The organism is Streptomyces rubellus (assembly GCF_036323805.1).
Taxonomy (GTDB): domain Bacteria; phylum Actinomycetota; class Actinomycetes; order Streptomycetales; family Streptomycetaceae; genus Streptomyces.
Genome location: NZ_JAZDCX010000001.1, coordinates 39,310 through 60,621, shown reverse-complemented (window position 1 = coordinate 60,621; position 21,312 = coordinate 39,310). Strand labels below are relative to the sequence as shown.

Annotated in this window: 17 protein-coding genes and 1 other RNA gene; 2 read left to right on the top strand and 16 right to left on the bottom strand. The window is 73.4% G+C overall.

Annotation, left to right across the window (positions count from 1 at the left end):
- Window positions 1-351: 351 nt before the first annotated feature.
- The 9 genes from V1L54_RS00225 to V1L54_RS00185 all read right to left on the bottom strand — a co-directional run bounded on the left by V1L54_RS00225 (window position 352) and on the right by V1L54_RS00185 (window position 12,821).
- Entirely contained in the window at window positions 352-2,703 is a 2,352-nt protein-coding gene (locus V1L54_RS00225) for a HelD family protein (protein ID WP_330116099.1), read from the bottom strand.
- Between the two features lie 261 nt (window positions 2,704-2,964).
- Window positions 2,965-3,747, bottom strand: a complete 783-nt coding sequence (locus tag V1L54_RS00220; RefSeq protein ID WP_330116098.1) for a zf-HC2 domain-containing protein — start codon at window positions 3,745-3,747, stop codon at window positions 2,965-2,967.
- A 5-nt stretch (window positions 3,748-3,752) separates the two neighbouring features.
- Window positions 3,753-4,313, bottom strand: coding sequence for a sigma-70 family RNA polymerase sigma factor (locus tag V1L54_RS00215; protein ID WP_330115733.1), 561 nt, complete (start codon window positions 4,311-4,313; stop codon window positions 3,753-3,755).
- A gap of 91 nt (window positions 4,314-4,404) precedes the next feature.
- Window positions 4,405-5,604, bottom strand: a complete 1,200-nt coding sequence (locus V1L54_RS00210) for a uroporphyrinogen-III synthase (RefSeq protein ID WP_330115732.1) — start codon at window positions 5,602-5,604, stop codon at window positions 4,405-4,407.
- A 145-nt stretch (window positions 5,605-5,749) separates the two neighbouring features.
- Complete coding sequence (locus tag V1L54_RS00205) at window positions 5,750-7,162, bottom strand: nitrate/nitrite transporter (RefSeq protein WP_330115731.1); 1,413 nt, start codon at window positions 7,160-7,162, stop codon at window positions 5,750-5,752.
- Between the two features lie 180 nt (window positions 7,163-7,342).
- The gene (locus V1L54_RS00200) at window positions 7,343-8,635 is read right to left on the bottom strand and encodes an acyltransferase family protein (protein WP_330115730.1); all 1,293 of its coding nucleotides are present in this window, start codon (window positions 8,633-8,635) and stop codon (window positions 7,343-7,345) included.
- Window positions 8,632-10,755: a bifunctional polysaccharide deacetylase/glycosyltransferase family 2 protein gene (locus tag V1L54_RS00195; RefSeq protein WP_443076442.1), complete on the bottom strand. Its 2,124-nt coding sequence runs from the start codon at window positions 10,753-10,755 to the stop codon at window positions 8,632-8,634. The genes V1L54_RS00200 and V1L54_RS00195 overlap by 4 nt, the downstream gene beginning before the upstream one ends.
- Window positions 10,756-10,871: 116 nt before the next feature.
- Window positions 10,872-11,474, bottom strand: coding sequence for a hypothetical protein (locus tag V1L54_RS00190; RefSeq protein WP_330115728.1), 603 nt, complete (start codon window positions 11,472-11,474; stop codon window positions 10,872-10,874).
- A 384-nt stretch (window positions 11,475-11,858) separates the two neighbouring features.
- A complete protein-coding gene (locus V1L54_RS00185) occupies window positions 11,859-12,821 on the bottom strand; it encodes a LysR family transcriptional regulator (protein WP_330115727.1) in 963 nt (320 codons plus the stop codon).
- A gap of 103 nt (window positions 12,822-12,924) precedes the next feature.
- Here V1L54_RS00185 and V1L54_RS00180 point away from each other — a divergent pair, with 103 nt between their 5' ends.
- A complete protein-coding gene (locus V1L54_RS00180) occupies window positions 12,925-14,259 on the top strand; it encodes an MFS transporter (protein WP_330115726.1) in 1,335 nt (444 codons plus the stop codon).
- Between the two features lie 102 nt (window positions 14,260-14,361).
- Here V1L54_RS00180 and ssrA read toward each other — a convergent pair.
- The 5 genes from ssrA to ftsE all read right to left on the bottom strand — a co-directional run bounded on the left by ssrA (window position 14,362) and on the right by ftsE (window position 18,373).
- Window positions 14,362-14,733, bottom strand: a transfer-messenger RNA (tmRNA) gene (gene ssrA, locus V1L54_RS00175).
- Between the two features lie 199 nt (window positions 14,734-14,932).
- Window positions 14,933-15,412, bottom strand: coding sequence for an SsrA-binding protein SmpB (gene smpB / locus V1L54_RS00170; RefSeq protein ID WP_100204641.1), 480 nt, complete (start codon window positions 15,410-15,412; stop codon window positions 14,933-14,935).
- An 18-nt stretch (window positions 15,413-15,430) separates the two neighbouring features.
- The gene (locus V1L54_RS00165; protein ID WP_330115725.1) at window positions 15,431-16,621 is read right to left on the bottom strand and encodes a S41 family peptidase; all 1,191 of its coding nucleotides are present in this window, start codon (window positions 16,619-16,621) and stop codon (window positions 15,431-15,433) included.
- Window positions 16,622-16,756: 135 nt separating this feature from the next.
- Complete coding sequence (gene ftsX, locus V1L54_RS00160) at window positions 16,757-17,674, bottom strand: permease-like cell division protein FtsX (RefSeq protein ID WP_330115724.1); 918 nt, start codon at window positions 17,672-17,674, stop codon at window positions 16,757-16,759.
- 9 nt (window positions 17,675-17,683) lie between these two features.
- Window positions 17,684-18,373, bottom strand: a complete 690-nt coding sequence (gene ftsE / locus V1L54_RS00155) for a cell division ATP-binding protein FtsE (RefSeq protein ID WP_330115723.1) — start codon at window positions 18,371-18,373, stop codon at window positions 17,684-17,686.
- A 285-nt stretch (window positions 18,374-18,658) separates the two neighbouring features.
- Here ftsE and V1L54_RS00150 point away from each other — a divergent pair, with 285 nt between their 5' ends.
- A complete protein-coding gene (locus tag V1L54_RS00150; protein ID WP_330115722.1) occupies window positions 18,659-18,862 on the top strand; it encodes a hypothetical protein in 204 nt (67 codons plus the stop codon).
- A gap of 147 nt (window positions 18,863-19,009) precedes the next feature.
- On the opposite strand, the gene V1L54_RS00145 is transcribed toward V1L54_RS00150, so the two are convergent.
- On the bottom strand, window positions 19,010-19,816 hold the full coding sequence (locus V1L54_RS00145; RefSeq protein WP_330115721.1) for a hypothetical protein: 807 nt from the start codon (window positions 19,814-19,816) through the stop codon (window positions 19,010-19,012).
- 333 nt (window positions 19,817-20,149) lie between these two features.
- Complete coding sequence (gene prfB / locus V1L54_RS00140; RefSeq protein WP_330115720.1) at window positions 20,150-21,268, bottom strand: peptide chain release factor 2; 1,119 nt, start codon at window positions 21,266-21,268, stop codon at window positions 20,150-20,152.
- Window positions 21,269-21,312 lie beyond the last annotated feature (44 nt).

Below are 21,312 nucleotides of genomic sequence, written 5' to 3'. Positions count from 1 at the left end.
ACGGTAACCGGTTCCCCGGAGCGGAATCCGCCCCTTCGCCGGCGGGCCGCCCGGATAGGCACCGGATGCGGAAAAGGGCGGAGGGCGGGGTCCGTACCGCCGGTACGGACCCCGCCCTCCAACACGCTGTGGTGACACCGACCCGCCATGCTCGCCTCGCGGCAAGTGGTCGCTCGAAGCGACTAAGGTTGGGCCCGGGGGCTTGGATCGGGCCGGTGCCACAGTCAGGCTAACAAACGATCGGCGGCTCCGGATTCCCGCAAGGGGAAGACCATGGAATCCGTGTCCCCCGCGTCCCGGTGAACGTCCCGGTGAGCCGCCCGCCCGCGCGGTCCCGCCCGGCCCCGGCGCTCACTCCCGCAGCAGGTCCGGGACGCCGTCCGCGTCCGGCAGGTCCTTCGCCCCCGACAGCACCGTCAGCCGCTGGGTGGCCCGGGTCAGGGCCACGTACAGCACCCGCAGTCCGGCCGGGGACTCGTCCGCGATCTCCGCGGGCGAGACCACGAGTGTGGCGTCGTACTCCAGCCCCTTGGCCTCCAGGCTGCCCAGCGCCACCACCCGGTCGCCCAGTCCGGCCAGCCAGGCGCGGGCCTGCTCGCGGCGGCCCATCGCCACCACCGCGCCGACCGTGCCCTCCACCTCGGCCAGCAGCCGCTCGGCCTCCGCGCGCACCGCCCCGCCCAGGTCACGGGCGGCGTCACGGCCCGTGCCGCGGCCGGCCCCGCCCTCCGCGCCACCGCCCGGCAGCACCGCGAAACGCGGCACCAGACCGGTGGAGCGCACCGCCGTGGGCGGCCGCGTCCCCGGCATGGCCAGGGCGAGCACCCGGGCGGACAGCTCGGCGATCTCGGCCGGGTTGCGGTAGTTGACCGTCAGCTCGAAGCGGCGGCGCGGACGGGCGCCCAGCGCCTCGTCCCGGGCGGCGGCCGCCTCCTCCGGGTCGGACCAGGAGCTCTGCGCCGGATCCCCGACGACCGTCCAGGTCGCCTGCCGGCCGCGGCGGCCGACCATCCGCCACTGCATCGGGGTGAGGTCCTGCGCCTCGTCCACGATGACGTGCGCGTAGTCGGTGCGCTCCTCCGCCGGCCGCTCGGACCGGGCCGTACGGCCGGCGGTGCGCTCGGCATGGGTCCGCAGCTCCTCCAGACCGCTGAGCTGGTCCAGGCCCCAGGAGTCGGCGGCGGTCTCCGCCGCCCGGGGCCGGGCCGGGGCGCCGAGCAGGACCCGCAGCTCGTCCAGGAGCGCGACGTCGTGGACGGACAGCGGACCGGCGCCGTCGGCGTCCAGCCGGGCCAGCGAGCGCGCCAGCCGGCGCACCTCGCGCGGCTGGAGGATCCGGCGCGACCAGCGGCCGAGCCGCTTCTCGTCCCGCATCGCGGCGAGCACCCGGCGCGGGGTCAGCTCGGGCCACCAGGCGTCGAGGAAACCGGTGAAGGCGGGCTCGGTGGAGACGTCCTCGTCGAACCCCTGGCGGGCCTCGGCGGCCAGCTCGGGGTCGGGGTACCGGCGCGGCGCCCCGGACCGCTCCCACAGCGCGTCCAGCAGCAGCCGCCGGGCGCGCGGGCGCAGCAGGTTGACGGGCGCGGTGCCGCCCAGCGCCCGCTCCCGGATGTCGCGCAGTTCCTCGGGGCCCAGTTCGGTCCGCGCGCCGAAGGCCACCACCCGCAGCCGCTCCGGCGGACCGCCCGCCCCGGGAGGGCCCAGCTCCAGCACACCGCGCGCCGCCCGGCGCAGCACCCGCACCATGCGCGCGGAGCCCTTGACCCGGGCGACGGGCTGCTCGTCGTAGGTGTCGGCCTCGGCCCCCTCCACCAGGGAGCCCAGCGCGCGGACGGCGACCTGGCCCTCCTCGCCCAGGGAGGGCAGGACGCCCTCGGTGTAGGACACCAGCAGCGGGGTGGGGCTGACGACCAGGATGCCGCCCGCGTACCGCCGCCGGTCCTGGTAGAGCAGGTACGCGGCGCGGTGCAGCGCGACGGCCGTCTTGCCCGTGCCGGGGCCGCCCTCGACCTCGGTGACGGAGACGGCGGGGGCCCGGATCACCTCGTCCTGCTCGGCCTGGATGGAGGCGACGATGTCGCGCATGGCGTGGCCGCGGGCCCGGCCCAGCGCCGCCATCAGGGCGCCGTCGCCGACCACGGCCAGTTCCTCGCCGTCCAGGTACGCGGTCAGCTCCGGGCGCAGCAGGTCGTCCTCCACGCCCAGCACCCGCCGGCCCCGGCTGCGGATCACCCGGCGGCGCACCACCCGGCCCGGCGCGACCGGGGTGGCCCGGTAGAAGGGCGCGGCGGCCGGCGCGCGCCAGTCGATGACCAGCGGGGTGTAGTCGGCGTCCAGTACGCCGAGCCGCCCGATGTGCAGGGTCTCGGCGATGTCCGCGACGGCGGTTCCGGCGCCGTCGGTGCCGTCGGTGCGCACGGCGTCGTCGGCGGGCTCGACGGAGGTGTACGCGCCGTCCGGGCCGCGCTCGCCGTCCTTGCCGGGCAGCAGGTCGATCCGGCCGAAGAGGAAGTCCTCGAACTCGCTGTTGAGCCGGTTGAGGTGCACCCCGGCGCGGAAGACCTGGGCGTCCCGCTCGGCGAGCGCGCCCGGCGTGCCGACCTGGGCGCGCTTGGCGGCGTCCGCCATGAGGAACTCCGCCTCGTGGATCTTCTCCGCCAGACGCCGGTAGACCGCGTCGAGGTGCCGCTGCTCCGCGCGGATCTCCCGCTCCCGCGCACCGTCGTCCCGGCTGTCCTCCCGGCCGCGCTCCCGGTCGTCCTCCCGGCCGCCGTGGCGCTGGTGGCCGCCGCCGTCGCCGCCCTCGCCGGCGGCCCGCGGCGCCGGCCGCACTGTGTCCTGCGCTCCCAACGCACGGCCCCCTTCTGGTGTACTCAGGGCAGCCGTCCACCGTACGCGAGATGGGGCCCGGCGCGCACGTCCCCTGCCGGGACGGAACGCGCCGGGTGGCGGAACCCGCGCGGGTCAGCGGGCCGGGAGCGTCACCAGATGGTCCCCGTCGAGGGTCCGGATCTCGAAGCGGTCGATCTCGGAGTGGTCGAGCCCGGTGCCGCCGACCGTGTAGAGCGGGTTGTCCCCGTAGCCCTCCTCCGGTACGGACCAGGTGGTGACCGTCTGCTTCCGGCCGTCGCTGGAGACCGCCACCAGATCGCAGCTCTCCGGCCCGGAGACGCCCTTCAGCCGCAGGGCCACCTCGGTGCCCCAGGCCCGGTCCCACATGGCGACCTCGGCGTCGGCCCCGGTCCGCGGGTCCTTGGCGACCACCCGCTCGGCCTCCCGCTCGAACAGCGCCTTGGCGGAGCCGTACGAGGGATCGTCGGGCAGCTGCCCCTGTCCCGGCCCCTGCGACTGCTCCTGCCGCTGGTCCTGCTGCCCGGTGACCGCCATCGTCACCGCCGGCCCGCCGGCGAGCATCACGGCCACCGAGGCGGCCAGCGCCCAGCGGATCCGGCGCTGCCGGCGGCGGACGGCCGCGGTCTGGGACAGCAGCCGGTTCAGCAGTCCGGGCGGCGCCGCCACCTCGGGCTCGGCCACTCCGCCGGGCGGCCCGATGGGAGCCCGCGGGCCCGCCGGGCCCGGTGCGATCTCGGACAGCAGGTCGGGCAGGGGGGACAGTTCGGAGAGCTGGTAGGAGCACCGGGCACAGGTCGCCAGATGGGCCTCGAAGCGCGCGGCGTCCTGTGGGTCCAGCACCCCCAGGGCGTACGCGCCGACATCCAGGTGTTCGTTCGCGGCGCCGTTGTTCATGGCGTTCACAGCATGGTCACCCCCCGCTCCTCCAACGCGAGCCGCAGCTGCCGCAGCCCGTAGAAGACCCGGGAACGGACGGTACCGCTCGGCACGCCCAGCACCTCGGCGGCCTCGCTGACGGTGCGGCCCTTGAAGTATGTCTCGACTATGACGCTACGGTGCGCCTCGGACAACTCGCCGAGCGCGTCGGAGATCGTCATCAGCCGCAGGGCGCGGTCGATCTCGTCGGCGGCCGCCACCGTCTCCAGCGGTCCGTCGTCGATCTCCTGCGGGCGGGCCTGCCGCCCGCGGTGGCCGTCGATGACGATGCGCCGCGCGACGGTGACCAGCCACGGCCGCACCGAACCGCCGGTGCCGCCCAGCCGGTCGGCGTTGCGCCAGGCGCGCAGCAGCGTCTCCTGTACGACGTCCTCGGCGCGGTGCCGGTCCCCGGCGACGAGCCGGAGGACGTACGCGAGCAGCGGGCCGGCGTGCTCGCGGTACAGGACCCGCATCAGTTCCTCGTCCGGCCCCTCCTGCACATGCGGTCGCGGTCGGTCAATCACGGCGGCATCCTGGCGCACACCGTCCTCCCCGTCGACGTATATCCCAGGTCTTCTATGGGATTGGCGAAAGATCTGTCGGCCGGGGATACGGATGGTGTAAGCCGGGTGTTCAGCCTTCGGCGAGGTGTTGTCCGATGGTGCGCACCGGGTTGCCGTCGGTACCGGCGGTGTCAGTGGTGTCGGCGGTGTCGGCGGTGGGGCCCGCCGGGTCGAAGGCGAGCCGGTAGCCGCGCTTGACGACCGTCTGGATCAGCCGGGGCCGGCCCAGCGCCGAGCGCAGCCGGGCCATCGCCGTCTCCACGGCGTGCTCGTCGCGTCCCGCGCCGGGCAGCACCCGCAGCAGATCGGCGCGGGAGACCACCCAGCCGGGCCGCCGGGCCAGGGTCCGCAGCAGCGCCATCCCGGCCGGCGGCACGGGGCGCAGCTCACCGTCCACGACGACCGCCTGGCCGCGGATCTCCAGCCGGTGCCCGGCGACGGGCAGGACGGTCGCCCGGCCGGGCAGCTCCCGGCACAGCAACTGGACCAGCGGCCCCAGCCGGAACCGCTCGGGCCGCACCAGGGGCACGTCGTGGGCGGTCAGCGGCAGGGCGGTGACCGGGCCCACACAGGCGACCAGCACGTCGTGCCGCAGTGCCGCCAGCAGTTCGTCCCGCAGGCCGCGCCGCCCGGCGCGGTCCAGCAGCGAGGCCGCGGCGGGGGCGCTGGTGAAGGTGACCGCGTCCACCGCGCGGGCCAGGACGGCGTCGACGAGCCGGTCCACCGGGGCGATGTCCTCCGGCGGCAGCCAGCGGTAGACCGGCACCCCGACGACCTCCGCGCCCGAGGCGCGCAGGGACTCCACGAAGCCTGGCAGCGGCTCCCCGTGGAGCTGGACGGCGATGCGGCGCCCGTCGACTCCCTCCGCCAGCAGGTGCTCCAGGACCTCCGCCATGGACTCCGAGGGGGGCGACCACCGCTCGGTGAGCCCGGCGGCCCGGACCGCGCCGCGCACCTTGGGGCCGCGGGCGAGCAGTTCCGCCCCGCCCAGCACGCCGCGCAGCGCGTCGCCCAGGCCCCAGCCGTCGGCGGCCTCCACCCAGCCGCGGAAGCCGATGGCGGTGGTGGCCACCACCACGTCGGGCGCGTGGTCCACGAGGGCTCTGGTGGCGCCGAGGAGCTCGCCGTCGTCGGCCAGCGGCACGATCCGCAGGGCCGGGGCGTGCAGTACCGTCGCGCCGCGCCGCTCCAGCAGCGCGCCGAGTTCGTCGGCGCGGCGGGCGGCGGTGACGCCGACGGTGAAGCCTTCCAGTGGTCCGACCTGGTGCATGGGGTCCTCGTCCGCAGTCGTTCGTACGGGCCGCACCGTACGGCCTGTGGGCGTTCCGAGCCTGTCAAGCGTCCGTGACGGGCTCGGATCACCACGATTTCCCCGGTGTTACGCGTGTTACGTGCGCCCTTTCCCGATCGGGTGCTCACACCTCCGCGTAGGCGGGGCGGGCCTCCGGCTCGGCCGGTACCGCACGGCCGCCGCCCGGGGCGGGCCCGGCGGCCGGGGCGGGAGCGGTGCGCCGCAGGTATACGAACCAGGTGACCGCCGCGCAGACCACGTAGTACCCGAGGAAGACCGCGAAGGCGCCGGTGCCGGAGCCGGAGGAGAGGAAGGACTGGCGCAGCGCCATGTTGATGCCCACGCCGCCGAAGCCGCCGACCGCCCCGATCAGGGCCATGGAGGCGCCCGACAGCCGCCGCGCGTGGACGGCCGCCGCCTCGCCCCGCAGGCCCCGGGCGTGGGCCTTGGCCTGGAAGATGCCCGGGATCATCTTGAAGGTGGATCCGTTGCCCAGACCGGTGAGCACGAACAGGACGATGAAGCCGGCGATGAACAGCGGCAGCGACTCCCGCACCGAGGCGGCCACGACGATGCCGACCGCGCCCGTCATGGCCGCGAAGTTCCACAGGGTGACCTTCGCGCCGCCGAGCCGGTCGGCCAGCCGGCCGCCGACCGGGCGGATCAGCGAGCCGAGCAGCGGGCCGATGAACGTCAGGGACGCCGCCTGGAGAGGGGTGCGGTCGAACTGGTTCTGCAGCACCAGGCCGAAGGCGAAGCTGTAGCCGATGAAGGAGCCGAAGGTGCCGATGTAGAGGAACGACATGATCCAGGTGTGGCCGTCCCGCACGGACTCCCGGAAGGCCCCGGTGTCGTTGCGGACCGGGCCGAGGTTGTCCATGTGGCGCGCGCTGAGCACGGTGGCCACCAGGATCAGCGGCACGTAGGCGGCGAGCAGCAGCCTGGGCTGCGCGGCCCCGGCGACGGCGATGATCAGCAGGCCGACGAGCTGGACGACCGCGACGCCGATGTTGCCGCCGCCCGCGTTCATGCCCAGCGCCCAGCCCTTCAGGCGCAGCGGGTAGAAGCTGTTGATGTTCGTCATGGAGGAGGCGAAGTTGGCGCCGCCGACGCCGGTCAGGATCGCCACCAGCATGAAGGTGGTGTACGAGGTGCCCGGCTCCATCACGAACAGCAGGGCCAGGGTGGGCAGCAGCAGCATCGCCGCGCTGATCACCGTCCAGTTGCGGCCGCCGAACCGGGCGACCGCGAAGCCGTAGGGGACGCGCAGGGTGGCGCCGACCAGCGAGGCGACGGCCACCAGGAAGAACTTGCCGGCCGGGTCGATGCCGTACTCGGGGCCCATGAACAGCGCCAGCACCGAGAACATGCTCCACACGGAGAAGCCGATGTGCTCGGAGATCACCGACAGGGCCAGGTTGCGCCGGGCGACGCGCCGCCCCGTGCTCTCCCAGAATCCCTCGTCCTCCGGATCCCAGTGCTCGATCCAGCGGCCCGTTTCTCGGGTGCTGCCGCGTGCGGTGCTCGGGGCGGTCATGGTGCCTCCACGGTGTCGGGTGCCGGTCTCCGACGCTAGGGGACGGAGCGTTTCACCCCGGTGCCGTCAGATGACCTCCGCGCAACCTTGCTCTCACCCGGCTCCCAGCCGGTGTGTGAGCCACCGCCCGGCCCGGTGACCGCTCCGGTGTCCGGCCCGGGACCCGTGCGGCGGGCCCCCTCACCCGCCGCGCCGGTCCGGGCCGGTGGGCCACAGCCGGGGACGGCGGCGGGCGGCGAGGTCCTCGGCCCAGCCGAAGACGGCCACCAGCAGTCCCAGCAGCGGCCAGACCAGCAGGAACATCAGCGGCGGGTAGGAGTCCGACAGCAGTCCGGAGATCATCCGCGACTGCCAGACGGCCGGGATCTTCCACAGCAGGTCGATCAGCGGCACGGTGGCGATCAGGGCGATCTCGTGCCACAGGTAGACCGACACCGCCCGGTTGTTGGCCAGCGTGATCAGCCTGTCGAAGCGTCGGAGCCGGTCGGGCAGCCGCCGCCAGGCGGGACTGACCTGGAACAGCAGCACGCAGAAGCCGAAGGACCACAGGGCCTGGCCCAGCGGTACGCCGCCCAGGTCCCAACCCGCCGGGCCGAGGTGGTCGGAGGTCCACCACAGGCCGGCGCCCATGAAGACCGGACCGAGGGAGGGCGCGAAGTACTTCGGGATCCGGTAGAGCAGCCCGTCGTGGTGGGCGAAGCCGAGGATCCAGCAGGATCCGTAGACCGCGAGGTCCCGCACCGCGTCACCGGTGGCGCCGGGGATCTCCACCAGGCCCGTGCCGACGACGGCGGTCAGCGCCAGCGGGGCCAGCAGGGTCGGCCAGGGCGCCTTCCGGAACGCCTTCAGCAGCAGCGGGGAGAGCAGCACGAACCAGAGGTAGGCCCGCAGGTACCACAGGGGTCCGGCGGCCTGCTCGGCCCAGCCGGCGTCCAGCAGCCCGCCGTCCTCGCCGATGCGCGCCGGGAAGGGCGGGGTGCCCACCGGCACCACCCAGAAGGCGATCTTCAGCCACCACAGGACGGCCTCCTCCCCCCGGGCCGGCCGCCAGTCCTGGGCGAACAGCACGCCCAGCACCACCACGCCGTACAGCCACAGCGGCAGCAGCAGCCGCCGGATCCGGCCGCGCAGCACCTTCCCGGCGGGGCGGGCCAGGGAGCGCGCCATCAGGGCGCCGGCCAGCGCGAACATCACGCCCATCGAGGGGAAGAGCAGCGTCAGCCAACCCCAGGCGAAGGTGTGGTAGAGCACCACGCGGAACAGCGCGAGGGCGCGCAACAGGTCGAGGTAGCGGTCCCGGCCGGTGAACTCCGCCTGGACGGCCACGTCCGCCAGATGGCCGGGCCGGCTCGCGTGCCGCCGCGGGGCGGGCACCCCGGGGGCTCCGGGGCCGCCGTGGCCGTCAGAGCTGCCGGGGATCACCGGGGCGGCGGGCACCGCCGGGGTGTCGGCCGGGTCGGTGGCGCTGGTCATACGAGGGTGCTCTTCTCGGTGTCGTGCCCGGTGCCCCCGGCGCTCCCGGGGGCCGGTTCCCCGCGCCGCCGGCGGGGCGGGACGGCGGCGGGCGCGGTCTCCACCGCGCCGGTGCGGCGCAGTTTCTGCCAGCGCAGCCGGCCGCCGGTGAGCGCGGTGATCCAGGACTGGAGCAGCACCACGTACATCAGCTGCCGGTAGAGGACCTGCTGCAGGGGCAGCGAGATCAGATGGGTCATGGGCTCGCGGTCCAGCCGGAAGGCGTACGCGGCGCACACCGCCTGGATCGCCAGGACGCCCAGCCAGGCCGCCACGGTCTCCTTGGTGGGACCGAAGACCAGGCCGTACAGCAGGAACACGTCGATCAGCGGCGCCAGCAGCGGGGCCAGCACCATGAACAGCGAGACCAGCGGCAGCCCGACCCGGCCGAAGCGGCCCGACGGGCCCCGCTCGACCAGGGCCCGGCGGTGCTTCCAGATGGCCTGCATGGTGCCGTAGCTCCAGCGGTAGCGCTGGGACCACAGCTGCCGGACGGACTCGGGCGCCTCGGTCCAGGCGCGCGCCCGCTCGGCGTAGACCACCCGCCAGCCGTCGCGGTGCACGGCCATGGTGATGTCGGTGTCCTCGGCGAGGGTGTCCTCGCTCATGCCGCCGACGCGCTCCAGCGCCTCGCTGCGGAAGGCGCCCACCGCGCCGGGGATGGTGGGCATGCAGCGGAGCATGTCGTACATCCGCCGGTCGAGGTTGAAACCCATCACGTACTCGATGTGCTGCCAGGCCCCGATGAGGGTGTCGCGGTTGCCGACCTTGGCGTTCCCGGCGACCGCGCCGACGGACGGGTCGGCGAAGGGCTGGACCAGCTCGCGGACGGTGGACGGCTCGAAGACGGTGTCGCCGTCCATCATCACGACGATGTCGTGGGAGGCGTGCGCGATGCCGTTGTTCAGGGCGGCGGGCTTGCCGGAGTTGGGCTGCCGCACCACCCGTACACCCGGCAGCCGCAGGGACTCCACGATGCCGGCCGTGCCGTCGGCCGACCCGTCGTCGACGACGATCACCTCGACCGGGTGGTCGCTCGCGGCCAGCGAGCGCACGGTGTTGGCGATGCACTTGGCCTCGTTGTACGCCGGGACCAGCACGGTGACGGGCCGGGTGACCGGGTCGCGTCCCCAGGCGAAGCCGCGCCGCCGCACCCGGCGGGCGTGGGTGGCCGACAGCAGCAGCATCAGACCGAAGCGGGCGATGACCAGGACGCCGATCACGGCCACCGCCGCCACCAGGACGGCGGTCACCTTCTCCGCGACGGTGACCGCGGCGACGAACACACGGCCCTGCCAGAGCCGGAACCCGGTGACCGGGGTGTGGGCACTGGGCGCCTTCAGCGCCTCGGTGAGACTGGTGAACGCGTAGCCCCGCTCCGTCAGCTCGGGCAGCAGCCGGTCCAGGGCGGCCACGGTCTGCGAGCGGTCGCCGCCGGAGTCGTGCAGCAGCACGATCGCGCCCGCGCCCGGCTCGGCGGGGGTGGCGCGGCGGACGATCTCGGCCACACCGGGGCGCTCCCAGTCCTTGGTGTCCAGATCGTTGAAGACGGTGAGGTAGCCGCGCTCGCCGACGTACCGGGTGACCGGCCAGGTGGCGTCGTCCAGGGCGTGCGCGTGCGAGGAGTACGGCGGCCGGAACAGCGAGGTGCGCACCCCGGCCGCGCCGACGAGGGCGAGCTGGTTCTGGGAGAGCTGCCAGTCGGTGCCGGAGGTGTCCTGGTAGGACAGGTCGGGGTGGTTGAAGGTGTGCAGGCCGACCTCGTGGCCCTCCGCCACCATCCGCCGGACCAGCCCGGGATGGCGGGCGGCCATGGTGCCGGTGACGAAGAAGACGGCGTGCGCGTCGTACTCGGCCAGCTTGTCGAGGACCTTCGGCGTCCACTCCGGGTCCGGCCCGTCGTCGAAGGTCAGTACCAGGGTGCGGTCCGGTACGCGGTAGCTGGTCGGCTTCGCACCCCGGACGTCGACGACGGGACCGCCCGCCCGGATGTCCTTCGGCACCTCGCCGTAGGAGGTCGGCGGGCGTACCCGGTGGTCGGCGAGGAACTCGCTGTGCACGTAGCCGCGCAGCAGCAGCATGGCCGAGAGGGCCGCCAGCAGCGACAGGGGCAGCAGGTAGCGCAGGGGGAGCCGGCGGCCGCGGCGCCGGCGGTGGGCGGCGGTCCGGCCGCCGGCGGCACGGGCCGCGGCGCGGCTCACGAGGCGTCTCCGGACCGTTCCGGGAGCCCGTCGCCGCCCTCGCTCCCGCTCTCACCGCCGTCGCCGCCGCCGCTCGCGCTGGGCCCGGGTGAGGCGGACGGTCCGCCGGGCTCGTCGACGGGGCCCTGGTCGCCGGTCTCGGCCCCGTCACCGCCGTCACCGTCACCGTCACCGTCACCGCCGCCGCCACCGGCCGGCGGACCGGGCGGGAGGGTGCTCCCGGGGCTGCCGCCGCTCGGGCCCGGCGTGGGCGAGCCGGCCGGCGCCCCGGACGGCTGCTCGGAGGACACGGCGCCGGCCGGGTCGGCGACGGGCGCGGCGGACGGGGCGGCCGCGCCGCCCGGTGCGGCGGAGGCGGCCGGGCCGGGGCCGGACGGGGGCGGCGAGCCGGCGGCGTCCGGCGCCTCGGCGGTCGGGCCGGGTTCGACCCGGACGGTGTCCGCCGTCTCGTCCCCGGGACCGGGTATGAGCAGCCAGGGCGCGGCGGAGCTCCCGCCCGCCAGGCTCACGCCCAGCACCACCGCGCAGCAGGCGCACACCAGGCCGAGCGCCCAGCCCAGGCGCCGGAACAGACGTCCGCGCCTGCCGCTGACGTCCACGAAGACCGGTCCGTCCGCCGCCGCTCCGCCGGAGGGCTGCCCACCGGGAAGTCCTCCGGCGGGGAATCCTCTGCCGGAGTCCGGCCCTCCGGGGCCGCTCCGACTGCCCTGCTCGCTGTCCACTGGTCGTGCGCGTCCCTTGCCACTCGGCCGTTCGAGCGAGGTGCGCCAGGCGAATCGACCGGACACGTATCGCCGGACCGTTCCCACACGGCCCGAGCGCCCCCTCTTGCACGGCGTCCGGTGAGGAAATGTATCTCATGGTTCCGGATACAAGAGACGCTGTTCGGATGATAGACAGAGAGAAAAGCCACATTATTGGACATGTAACTCTCTGTCCGACCCGGATTCCTCCTTTCCGGAGTTCCCTGATATCCGCATGTGCTAGTGGGCCCGGACCACCTGCTCGTCCGCCTCCGGCAGCCAGGCCCCCTCGGGCCGCTGTGACCAGCGGTTCTCCTCCCCCAGCCGCCGCGCGGCGGTCAGCAGGGCGTCCAGCCCCGGATGGCGCAGCCCGCGCCGCCACACCATCGACACCGGCGACAGCGGTACGGGATCGGTGAGCGGACGCAGCACCATGCCCGGCACCTCGATGAAGACCTCACTGGCCAGCACCGACCAGCCCCGCCCGCGGACCACCCGGGTGAACTCCGCCTCCCCCTCGATCTTCGGGAAGGGCGCGGCGAGCCCGATGCCGCGGCCGGTGAAGAGCCGGCGGGCGTAGTCGGTCCACTCGGCGGTCTCCTCGTTGCCCGCCCCGGCGTACAGGGTCTCCCCCGCCAGCGCGTCCAGCGGCACCGCCGGCAGCCGGGCCAGCCGGTGGCCGCCGGGCAACAGCACGGCCACGCGCTCCAGGCGCACCAGCCGGTGGCCGAGCCCGGCCAGGACCTCCGGGGCCAGTCCGGCGACCCGGCCGAAGGAGACGTCGAGCCGTCCGGCGGCGAGCTGCCCGGCGGCCCCGGTCAGCCCGCTGTGGAAGCGGGCGACGAACTCCGTCCCGGGCGCCAGGCGCCGGGCCTCGTCCAGCACCCGCCCGCCGGTGCTGATCCGGACCCCGATGTCGACGAGCAGCGGGCGGTCGTCGCGCGCCGCCGCGGCCGCCAGCTCCTCGTGCGCCGCCAGCACCCGCCGGGCGTACGGCAGCAGCCGCTCGCCCTCGGCGGTCAGCGCCACCCGCCGGGTGGTCCGGACGAACAGCACGGCGCCCAGCCGCTCCTCCAGCCGCCGGATGTCCCGGCTCAGCGCCTGCTGGGCGGTGAACAGCCGCGCCGCGGCCCGGGTGAAGTGCAGCTCGTCGGCGACCGCGACGAAGGCGCGCAGCAGCCGGGGATCGGTGTCTCGGGGCACGCCCCATCGTGACAACCGAGGGCAACGACTGACAACGGATATGCGTGAAAGGGCCCCGACCTGGTGTTGGACACCGCCCGGGCCGCGCCGCGACGGTGGGTGCATGCCGCAGCCCGCTCCGGAACACCCGACCGCGCCCTGCCCGGAACCACGGGCCGCCAAGCGCCCTCCCGGCCCCTCCGGCTCCCCCGCGCGCTTCCTCACGCCGTACGCCCGGCTGCTCGCCGTGCCCGGGGCGACCGCCTTCACCCTGGCCGGGCTGCTCGCCCGGCTGCCGATGGGGATGCTGAGCATCAGCGCGATCATCATGATCGCCGACCGCCGGGGCTCGTACGCGCTCGCCGGGGCCGTCACCGCCACCGGACTGGCCGCGACCGCCGTCGTGGCACCGCTGACGGCCCGGCTGGTGGACCGCCACGGCCAGGCCCGCGTCGCCGTGCCCGCCGTGCTCCTGGCCGTGGGCGGCTCACTGGCGCTGCTGCTGTGCGTGCGGTACGGCGCGCCCGACTGGACGCTGTTCGCCGCCTACGCCGCCACCGCCACCACTCCCAACACCGGGGGCATGGCCAGGGCCCGCTGGGCGCATCTGTTCGGCGGCGGCCCGGACGGCGAGGGGCGGGACGGTGAGGGCCCGGACGGCGAGGCGGCGCGGCACACCGCCAACTCCTTCGAACAGGCCCTCGACGAGCTGTGCTTCGTACTCGGTCCGGTACTGGCCGGCCTCCTGTGCGCCACGCTCTTCCCCGAGGCCGGCACCCTCACCGGCGCCGTCCTGCTGCTGACCGGCACCCTGCTGTTCGCGGCCCAGCGCCGTACCGAGCCGCCCGTGGCGCCCCGCGGCGGGCACTCCCGTACGGCCGGGCCGCCGCTGGTGGCGGGCCTGTCGCCGCTGCTGGCGGTCTTCCTCGCCACCGGCGCCGTCTTCGGGTCGCTGGAGGTGGTGACGGTGGCGTACGCGGACGAGCTGGGCCACCGTTCCGCGGCCGGTGCCGTCCTGGCCCTCCAGGCGGTGGGCTCGGGCGCGGCCGGGCTGGTCTTCGGGACCCTCCGCCTCGCGGCCGGCACGGTCGCGGTACGCCGCCGCCTGGTGGTGTGCGCGGGCGCGATGGCGGTCCTGATGGCGCTGCCGCTGCTCACCGCGGCGGGCGGCGGCGGTCTGCTGCTCCTGGCTCCCGCGCTGCTGGTCGCCGGGATGGCCACGGCCCCGGCGATGGTCACCGGCATGACCCTGGTCCAGCGGCTGACCCCGGCCGCCCGGCTGAACGAGGGCATGACACTGATCGTCACCGTGCTGCTGGGCGGCATCGCCGCCGGCTCGGCGGCGGGCGGCTGGACGGCGGAGCACCTGGGCGGCCCGTGGGGCTACACGGTGCCCCCGGCCGCCGCCGCGCTCGCGGCGGTCACCGCCCTGGGCGCGTACCGGGCGCGGCGGCGGTGACGGAACCGGGCAGGAACCGGACCGGAGCCGGGCTCCGGCCGCCCGGACACGCCGAAGGCCCCGCCGTCACGAGGACGGCGGGGCCTTCGGCCCACATGGGGCGAGTGGAGATGGCGGGAATCGAACCCGCGTCCAACGGTGCAGAACCAGGGCTTCTCCGAGCGCAGTCCGCTGTGCTTTTCTCGGCCCCGGCGGTCACGCGGACAAGCCGCCGACGGGCCCAGTCACTGTTTGATGTTCCGCGAGCCCCCGTGACCGGGGCTAACGGTGGAGTTCCCTAGCTGATGCCAGGATCCAGGGCGGGAACATCCCTGGGCTGACACTTCGCAAGTCGCTGCTCAGGCAGCGAGGGCGAAGGAATCGCGCTTGGTGTTGGCGATTATTTTTTTGCGGCACATGGTTAACGAGATCATTGCCGCGTTCCTCGGCTCGCTTCCCCTGCTTCAACAGCCGCTGTCGAAACCGATCATCCCCATGTTGAGTTGACAAGCTCGCCCGGGCGGAACCGGACGGCGCTGGTGCCATCGTACGGGATCAACACCGGTTGCTTCCAGCGCATTCCCCCCTGGGCGGGGAGCCGCGCCGTGGCGTGCGGGCCGATCGCCGTACGTCCGGTGCAACCGGGCGGGCCGCCGGTTTGTTCCCCGCCCGCGGGTGCCCCGGGCGCGGGCCGTCAGGCCCGCTGGCGGCGGCGGGCCGCGGACACCGCGCGTTCCGCCTCGCGGCGGTCCTGCTTCTCGCGCAGCGTCTGCCGCTTGTCGTACTCCTTCTTGCCCTTCGCCAGCGCCATCTCGACCTTGGCCTTGCCGTCCTTGAAGTACAGCTGGAGCGGGACCAGCGTCAGCCCGCTCTCCTGGAGCTTGCCGATCAGCTTGTCGATCTCCGCCCGGTGCATCAGCAGCTTCCGCTTGCGCCGCGCGCTGTGGTTGGTCCACGTCCCCTGGCTGTACTCGGGGATGTGCACGTTGTGCAGCCACGCCTCGCCGCCGTCGAGCTGCCCGAAGCCGTCCACCAGCGACGCCCGCCCCTGCCGCAGCGACTTCACCTCGGTACCCGTCAGCACCAGCCCGCACTCGTAGGTGTCGAGGATGAGGTAGTCGTGCCGCGCCTTCTTGTTCTGCGCGATGAGTTTGCGACCCGTCTCTTTAGCCATAGCGGGGTCATTGTCCCACTACGAACGGGGTCCGAGGCCACTCAATACCGTGCGCGCCTCCGCCAGCGGGTTCTGTCCCGCCGCCACCTCCAGGTCCGGCACCAGACCCGTCTCGCCGACGGTACGGCCGCCGGGGGTGGTGTAGTGGCCGACGGTCACCTCGGCCACCGAGCCGTCCGGCTGCTCCCGGGGCACCTGCACCGTGCCCTTGCCGAAGGTGCGGGTGCCGACCACGACCGCCCGGCCGCGGTCCTGGAGGGCGCCGGCCAGCAGCTCCGCGGCGCTCATCGTGCCGCCGTCCACCAGCACCACCAGGGGGGACCCGGTGTTCCCGCCGGCCTCGGCGTGCAGCGCGCGCTCGGTCCCGTCCTCGCCGTAGGTGGCGACCAGCCCGCCGTCGAGGAAGGCGGAGGCGGCCTCGGCCGCCTCGGAGACCAGCCCGCCGGAGTTGCCGCGCAGGTCGAGCAGGACCCCCTCGTCCGGCGGAAGGCGGTCGGCCGTGCGCCGCACCTCCGCACCGGAGCCCTTGGTGAACGCGTCGATCCTGATACGGGTGACCTTGGGGCCGACGGTGGAGACGGTGACGGTCTCGATGTCCAGCTCGGCCCGCTCCAGCTCCTCCTGCCAGCCGCGGCCGTCGCGCTCGAGGCCGAGGAGGACCCGGCTGCCGGGCGGGAGCTCCTCCCCCGGCAGGCCGCCGCGCAGCAGGGTGACGACCTCGGTGACCGGCAGGCCGCCGACCTCGGTGCCGTCCACGGCGACCAGCCGGTCGCCCGCCCGGATCCCCGCCCGGTCGGCCGGGCCGCCGGGCTGGACGCGGTCGACGCGGATCCGCCCGGCGGCGATCCGGCGCACGGAGACGCCCACCCCGACGTACTCGCCGTCCAGGGACCGGCGCAGCCCCGCGTACTCGTCGGCGGAGTACGCGGCCGCCCAGCGGTCGCCGCTGCGGCTGACGAGCTCCTCGGCGTCGTGCACGCCCTCCCCGTCCTGCGCGGCGGGCCGCCCCTCCTGCGCGCGGGGCGACCGGGGGCTCACCGGAGCGGCGTCGCTCTCGGTGACGGACACCCAGGACTCGGTGACGGCGCCGGCCGTCAGCACGGCCACGAAGAGCAGCGTCAGCCCGGCCCCGCGGAGGGCGCGGCGCGACCGGTGCTCGCCGTCCGCGGATCCGCTGACGGTCCGGACAAAGTCACGTGGGGCGGACATCGACGGACGCGACATGCTGCGGAGTCTATGGCAACGGCGGGCGCCGCACCGGAGGTTGCCCGGACGGGTGACGCGTCCTTCGTCACACGCCGGCACACGCGGACCGCGTACGGGCCCCCTCCGGCCGCGCCCGGCTCACACCTTCAGGTACTTACGGAGAGTGAAGAAGGCGGCGAGGGCGGGCATCAGCACACCGACCACGAAGATCAGCGGAAGCACCTTGAACAGGGCGTCCCAGCCGATGAAGTTGATCAGCGGCATCTCCTGTGCCAGCGACAGACCGTTGTCGATCAGGAAGTAGCGGCCCACCACCAGCAGCACCGCGGCCCCGCCCGCGCCCAGCAGACCGGCGAACGCGGCCTCCGCGATGAACGGCATCTGGATGTAGAAGCTGGACGCGCCCACCAGCCGCATGATCCCGGTCTCCCGGCGCCGGCTGAACGCCGCCACCCGGACGGTGTTGACGATCAGCAGCAGGGCGACGACCAGCATCAGGCCCATGAGCCCGAGGGCCGCCCAGTTCATGCCGTTGAGCATCCGGAAGAGGTTCTCCAGGAGGTTCCGCTGGTCCTGGACCTCCTGGACGCCGTCCCGGCCGGAGAAGGCGGTGTTGATGACCTCGAACTTGGTGGGGTCCTTCAGCTTGACCCGGTAGGACTCCTGCATCTGGTCCGGGGTCAGCGAGTCGGCCAGCGGGGAGTCCTTGAACTGCTCCTGGTAGTGCTTGTACGCCTCCTGGGCGGACTCGTGGAAGACCGTGTCGACGATGGCGAGGTCCTCGAGGTCCGACTTGATCTGGCGCTTCTGCTGTGCGGTGACCGCTCCCTTGGCGCAGTTGGGGTCGGTCTCGGCGTCGTTCTTGTTGCAGAGGTAGATCGACACCTGGACCTTGTCGTACCAGAACCCCTTCATGCTGCTGACCTGCTGGCGAGCGAGCACCGCACCGCCGAGCAGGGCCAGCGACAGGGCGACGGAGACGATCACCGCGAAGGTCATCGTGAGGTTGCGGCGGAGACCGACGCCGATCTCCGACAGTACGAACTGGGCGCGCATGGCGTCCTTTCAGTGCTGGTAGCCGTAGACACCGCGCGACTGGTCGCGCACGAGACGGCCCTTTTCTAGTTCGATCACGCGCTTGCGCATCTGGTCGACGATCTGCTGGTCGTGGGTGGCCATGAGCACCGTGGCCCCGGTGCGGTTGATCCGGTCCAGCAGCTTCATGATGCCGACGGAGGTCTGCGGGTCGAGGTTGCCGGTCGGCTCGTCGGCGATCAGCAGCTTCGGCTTGTTGACGAACGCGCGCGCGATGGCCACCCGCTGCTGCTCACCACCGGAGAGTTCGCCGGGCATCCGGTCCTCCTTGCCCGTCAGCCCGACCAGGTCGAGCACCTGGGGGACGGACTTGCGGATGTCGCCGCGGGAGCGGCCGATCACCTCCAGGGCGAAGGCGACGTTCTCACCGACCGTCTTGTTGGGGAGCAGCCGGAAGTCCTGGAAGACGGTGCCGATCTGGCGGCGCATGTGCGGCACCTTCCAGTTGGACAGCCGGGCGAGGTCCTTGCCGAGGACGTGCACCTGGCCGTGGCTGGCGCGCTCCTCGCGCAGGATCAGCCGCAGGAAGGTGGACTTGCCGGAGCCGGAGGAGCCCACCAGGAAGACGAACTCGCCGCGCTCCACCTCCAGCGAGACATCGCGGAGGGCGGGGCGGCTCTGCTTGGGGTAGAACTTCGAGACGTTGTCGAATCGGATCACGGATTTACACCACGTCGACCTGGGTAGGGGCAGCGGAAGCCGCGGAGTGGTTTCCCCGTCGGTGTGGGGGACACTACGCGAATCGGCGTGCCTTCCGCAGTCCGCGTCCGGTGTTGGTGGTTCTGGTCACGGGTACATCAGGCGCAAACCAGACACAAGCCGGGCACAGACCGGGCACTGACCACGACTTTCTGCGCCCTGGGCGCGGGCCTGGCACAGTGGAGGAAGGGTTCCGGGAACAGAACCCCTCTCGTCGGCGTTGGCGCTACATAAGGAGGACTTCGCATGACGTGCGACCGACTGGTGTGCGCCAACTGCGCAGGGCCGGTGAGTGAGGGCCGCTGCAGCGTGTGCCGTGCGCACCGGCAGCGGCTGCATCAGGGGAACGGCCCGCTCTCGGTGCTGAGCTCGCTGTCCCCGGCGGCGCTGGCCGCCCTGCTGCTGACCCTGGTCGCGGTGGCCCTGCTGGCGCGCCAGGCAGCGGTGTAGGCCCCGTACCGGGCCCACCACCGATCCACCCGATCCGTCCCATCCCACCGAGTACACGCGGTACACATGGGGGCCCGGGACGCCTGAGCGTCCCGGGCCCCCATCCGTGTGCCGTCATACGGCGTACGGCCGTCCGTCCTGTGCCGTTCAGGCGGCCGGGCGGCGTCCGCCGGCCAGGCGCGGCATCAGCCGGAAGCCGATACCACCCGCGATCATGGTGGCCGCGCCGACCAGCAGGAAGGTCGTCTCGGCGGCGCCGGTCTCGGCCAGCTCCTCCTTGGGCTTCTCCTGGCTGATCGGCTTGGTGCCGACCGCGTCGGTGTCGGTGTTGTCACCGCAGTTCACGGTGGACTCGTCCAGCACACAGGTCTGCGAGCCGCCGTCGCCGCCACCGGTCCCGCCGGTGGTGGCGGGCTGCTGACCGCCGGTACCGCCGTTACCACCGGTGTTTCCGTTGCCACCGGTGTTCCCGCCGGTGTTTCCGCTGTTTCCGTTGCCGCCGGTGGTGGCCGTACCCTCACTCGTGGCGCCCTCGGAGGTCGAGCCCTCGCTCGTGGCACCCTCGGACGTCGAACCCTCGGACGTGGCGCCCTCGGAGGTCGAGCCCTCGCTCGTGGCACCCTCGGAGGTCGAGCCCTCGCTCGTGGCACCCTCGGAGGTCGAGCCCTCGCTCGTGGCACCCTCGGAGGTCGAGCCCTCGCTCGTGGCACCCTCGGACGTCGAACCCTCGCTCGTGGCACCCTCGGTGTCGATGCCGGAGGTCTCACCGGTGCTGCCGCCCGAGACGCTGGCACCGCCCGAAACAGTGGTGGTGCCCTCGCTCTCACCGCTCTGGACGGCAAGGTTCAGGTCCAGTGCCGATGCCGTGCCGACGGCGGTCAGCGACGCGCCCGCGAGGAACACCGCACTCGCGGCGATCCGCGCGACACGCAGCCGCGTCTTGGAATTGGTCATATGCCAACTACCCCCAGTAGTTGTTCATTGTCAGTGGGGCAGCCGTGCGGAGCTCTGTGCGTGCCGGGGTGATGTGCGAAGAGCCCTCGGCCGGTGGTCACCGGCCGGACCGTTCAGGCTCTGCCCCGCCCCCGTGTCTACGCGCCCCGTAACACGCGCGTGCCAGCCCGAATGCTTTCCCAGGCGTCACACCGGCGTCAAGCCGGACCAAAGCGAAATGTCCAGTGTGGAGGGGTAGTTGGGGCAACCGTTCGAAGGGTTGTGACAGAACCGACACACTAGGGGGCGGCCCGCACGATATGTGCGGGCCGCCCCCTTGCGTGTCGGGCGTCGTCAGTCGTCCTCGCTCTGCTCCTGCTGCTTGCGCCAGCGGATGCCCGCCTCCAGGAAGCCGTCGATGTCACCGTCGAGGACGCCCTGGGGGTTGCCGACCTCGTGCTCGGTGCGCAGGTCCTTGACCATCTGGTACGGCTGGAGGACGTACGAACGCATCTGGTTGCCCCAGGAGTTGCCGCCGTCGCTCTTGAGCGCGTCCATCTTGGCCTGCTCCTCCGCCCGGCGGTGTGCCAGGAGGCGGGCCTGGAGGACGCGCATGGCGGCTGCGCGGTTCTGGATCTGGGACTTCTCGTTCTGGCAGGAGACGACGATGCCGGTCGGAAGGTGCGTCATCCGGACCGCGGAGTCGGTGGTGTTGACCGACTGGCCGCCGGGGCCGGAGGAACGGAAGACGTCGACCCGGATCTCGTTCTCGGGGATCTCGATGTGGTCGGTCTGCTCCACGACCGGCATCACCTCGACGCCCGCGAAGGAGGTCTGGCGGCGGCCCTGGTTGTCGTAGGGCGAGATGCGCACCATGCGGTGGGTGCCCTGCTCGACGGAGAGGGTGCCGTAGGCGTACGGGGCCTTGACGGAGAAGGTGGCGGACTTGATGCCCGCCTCCTCCGCGTAGGAGATGTCGAGGACCTCGGTCGGGTATCCCTTGCGCTCGGCCCAGCGCAGGTACATGCGCATCAGCTGTTCGGCGAAGTCGGCGGCGTCCACCCCGCCGGCCTCGGCGCGGATGCTGACCATGGCCTCCCGGGGGTCGTACTCACCGGAGAGGAGGGTGCGGACCTCCAGCTCGTCCACCGTCTTGCGGACGGCCCGCAGCTCCTCCTCGGCCTCGGCGCGGGCGTCGGCGTCGTTCTCGGCCTCGGCCAGCTCGAATAGGATCCCGAGGTCGTCGATCCGGCCGTGCAGCTCCTCCACCTTGCGGACCTGCCCCTGGAGGAGGGAGAGCCGGCTGGTGACCCGCTGGGCGTTATCGGGGTCGTCCCACAGGGAGGGGGCCGCCGCCTGCTCCTCCAGGGAGGCGATCTCGGCCCTCATCCTGTCGAGGTCCAGGACGGCCTCGATCGACTCCATGGTCGAGGAGAGGGACTTCAGTGTTTCGGATACGTCGACGACTGCCACGCCTCCAGACTAACGGCTGGCCGACCGGTTGGTTCCGCGGCGTC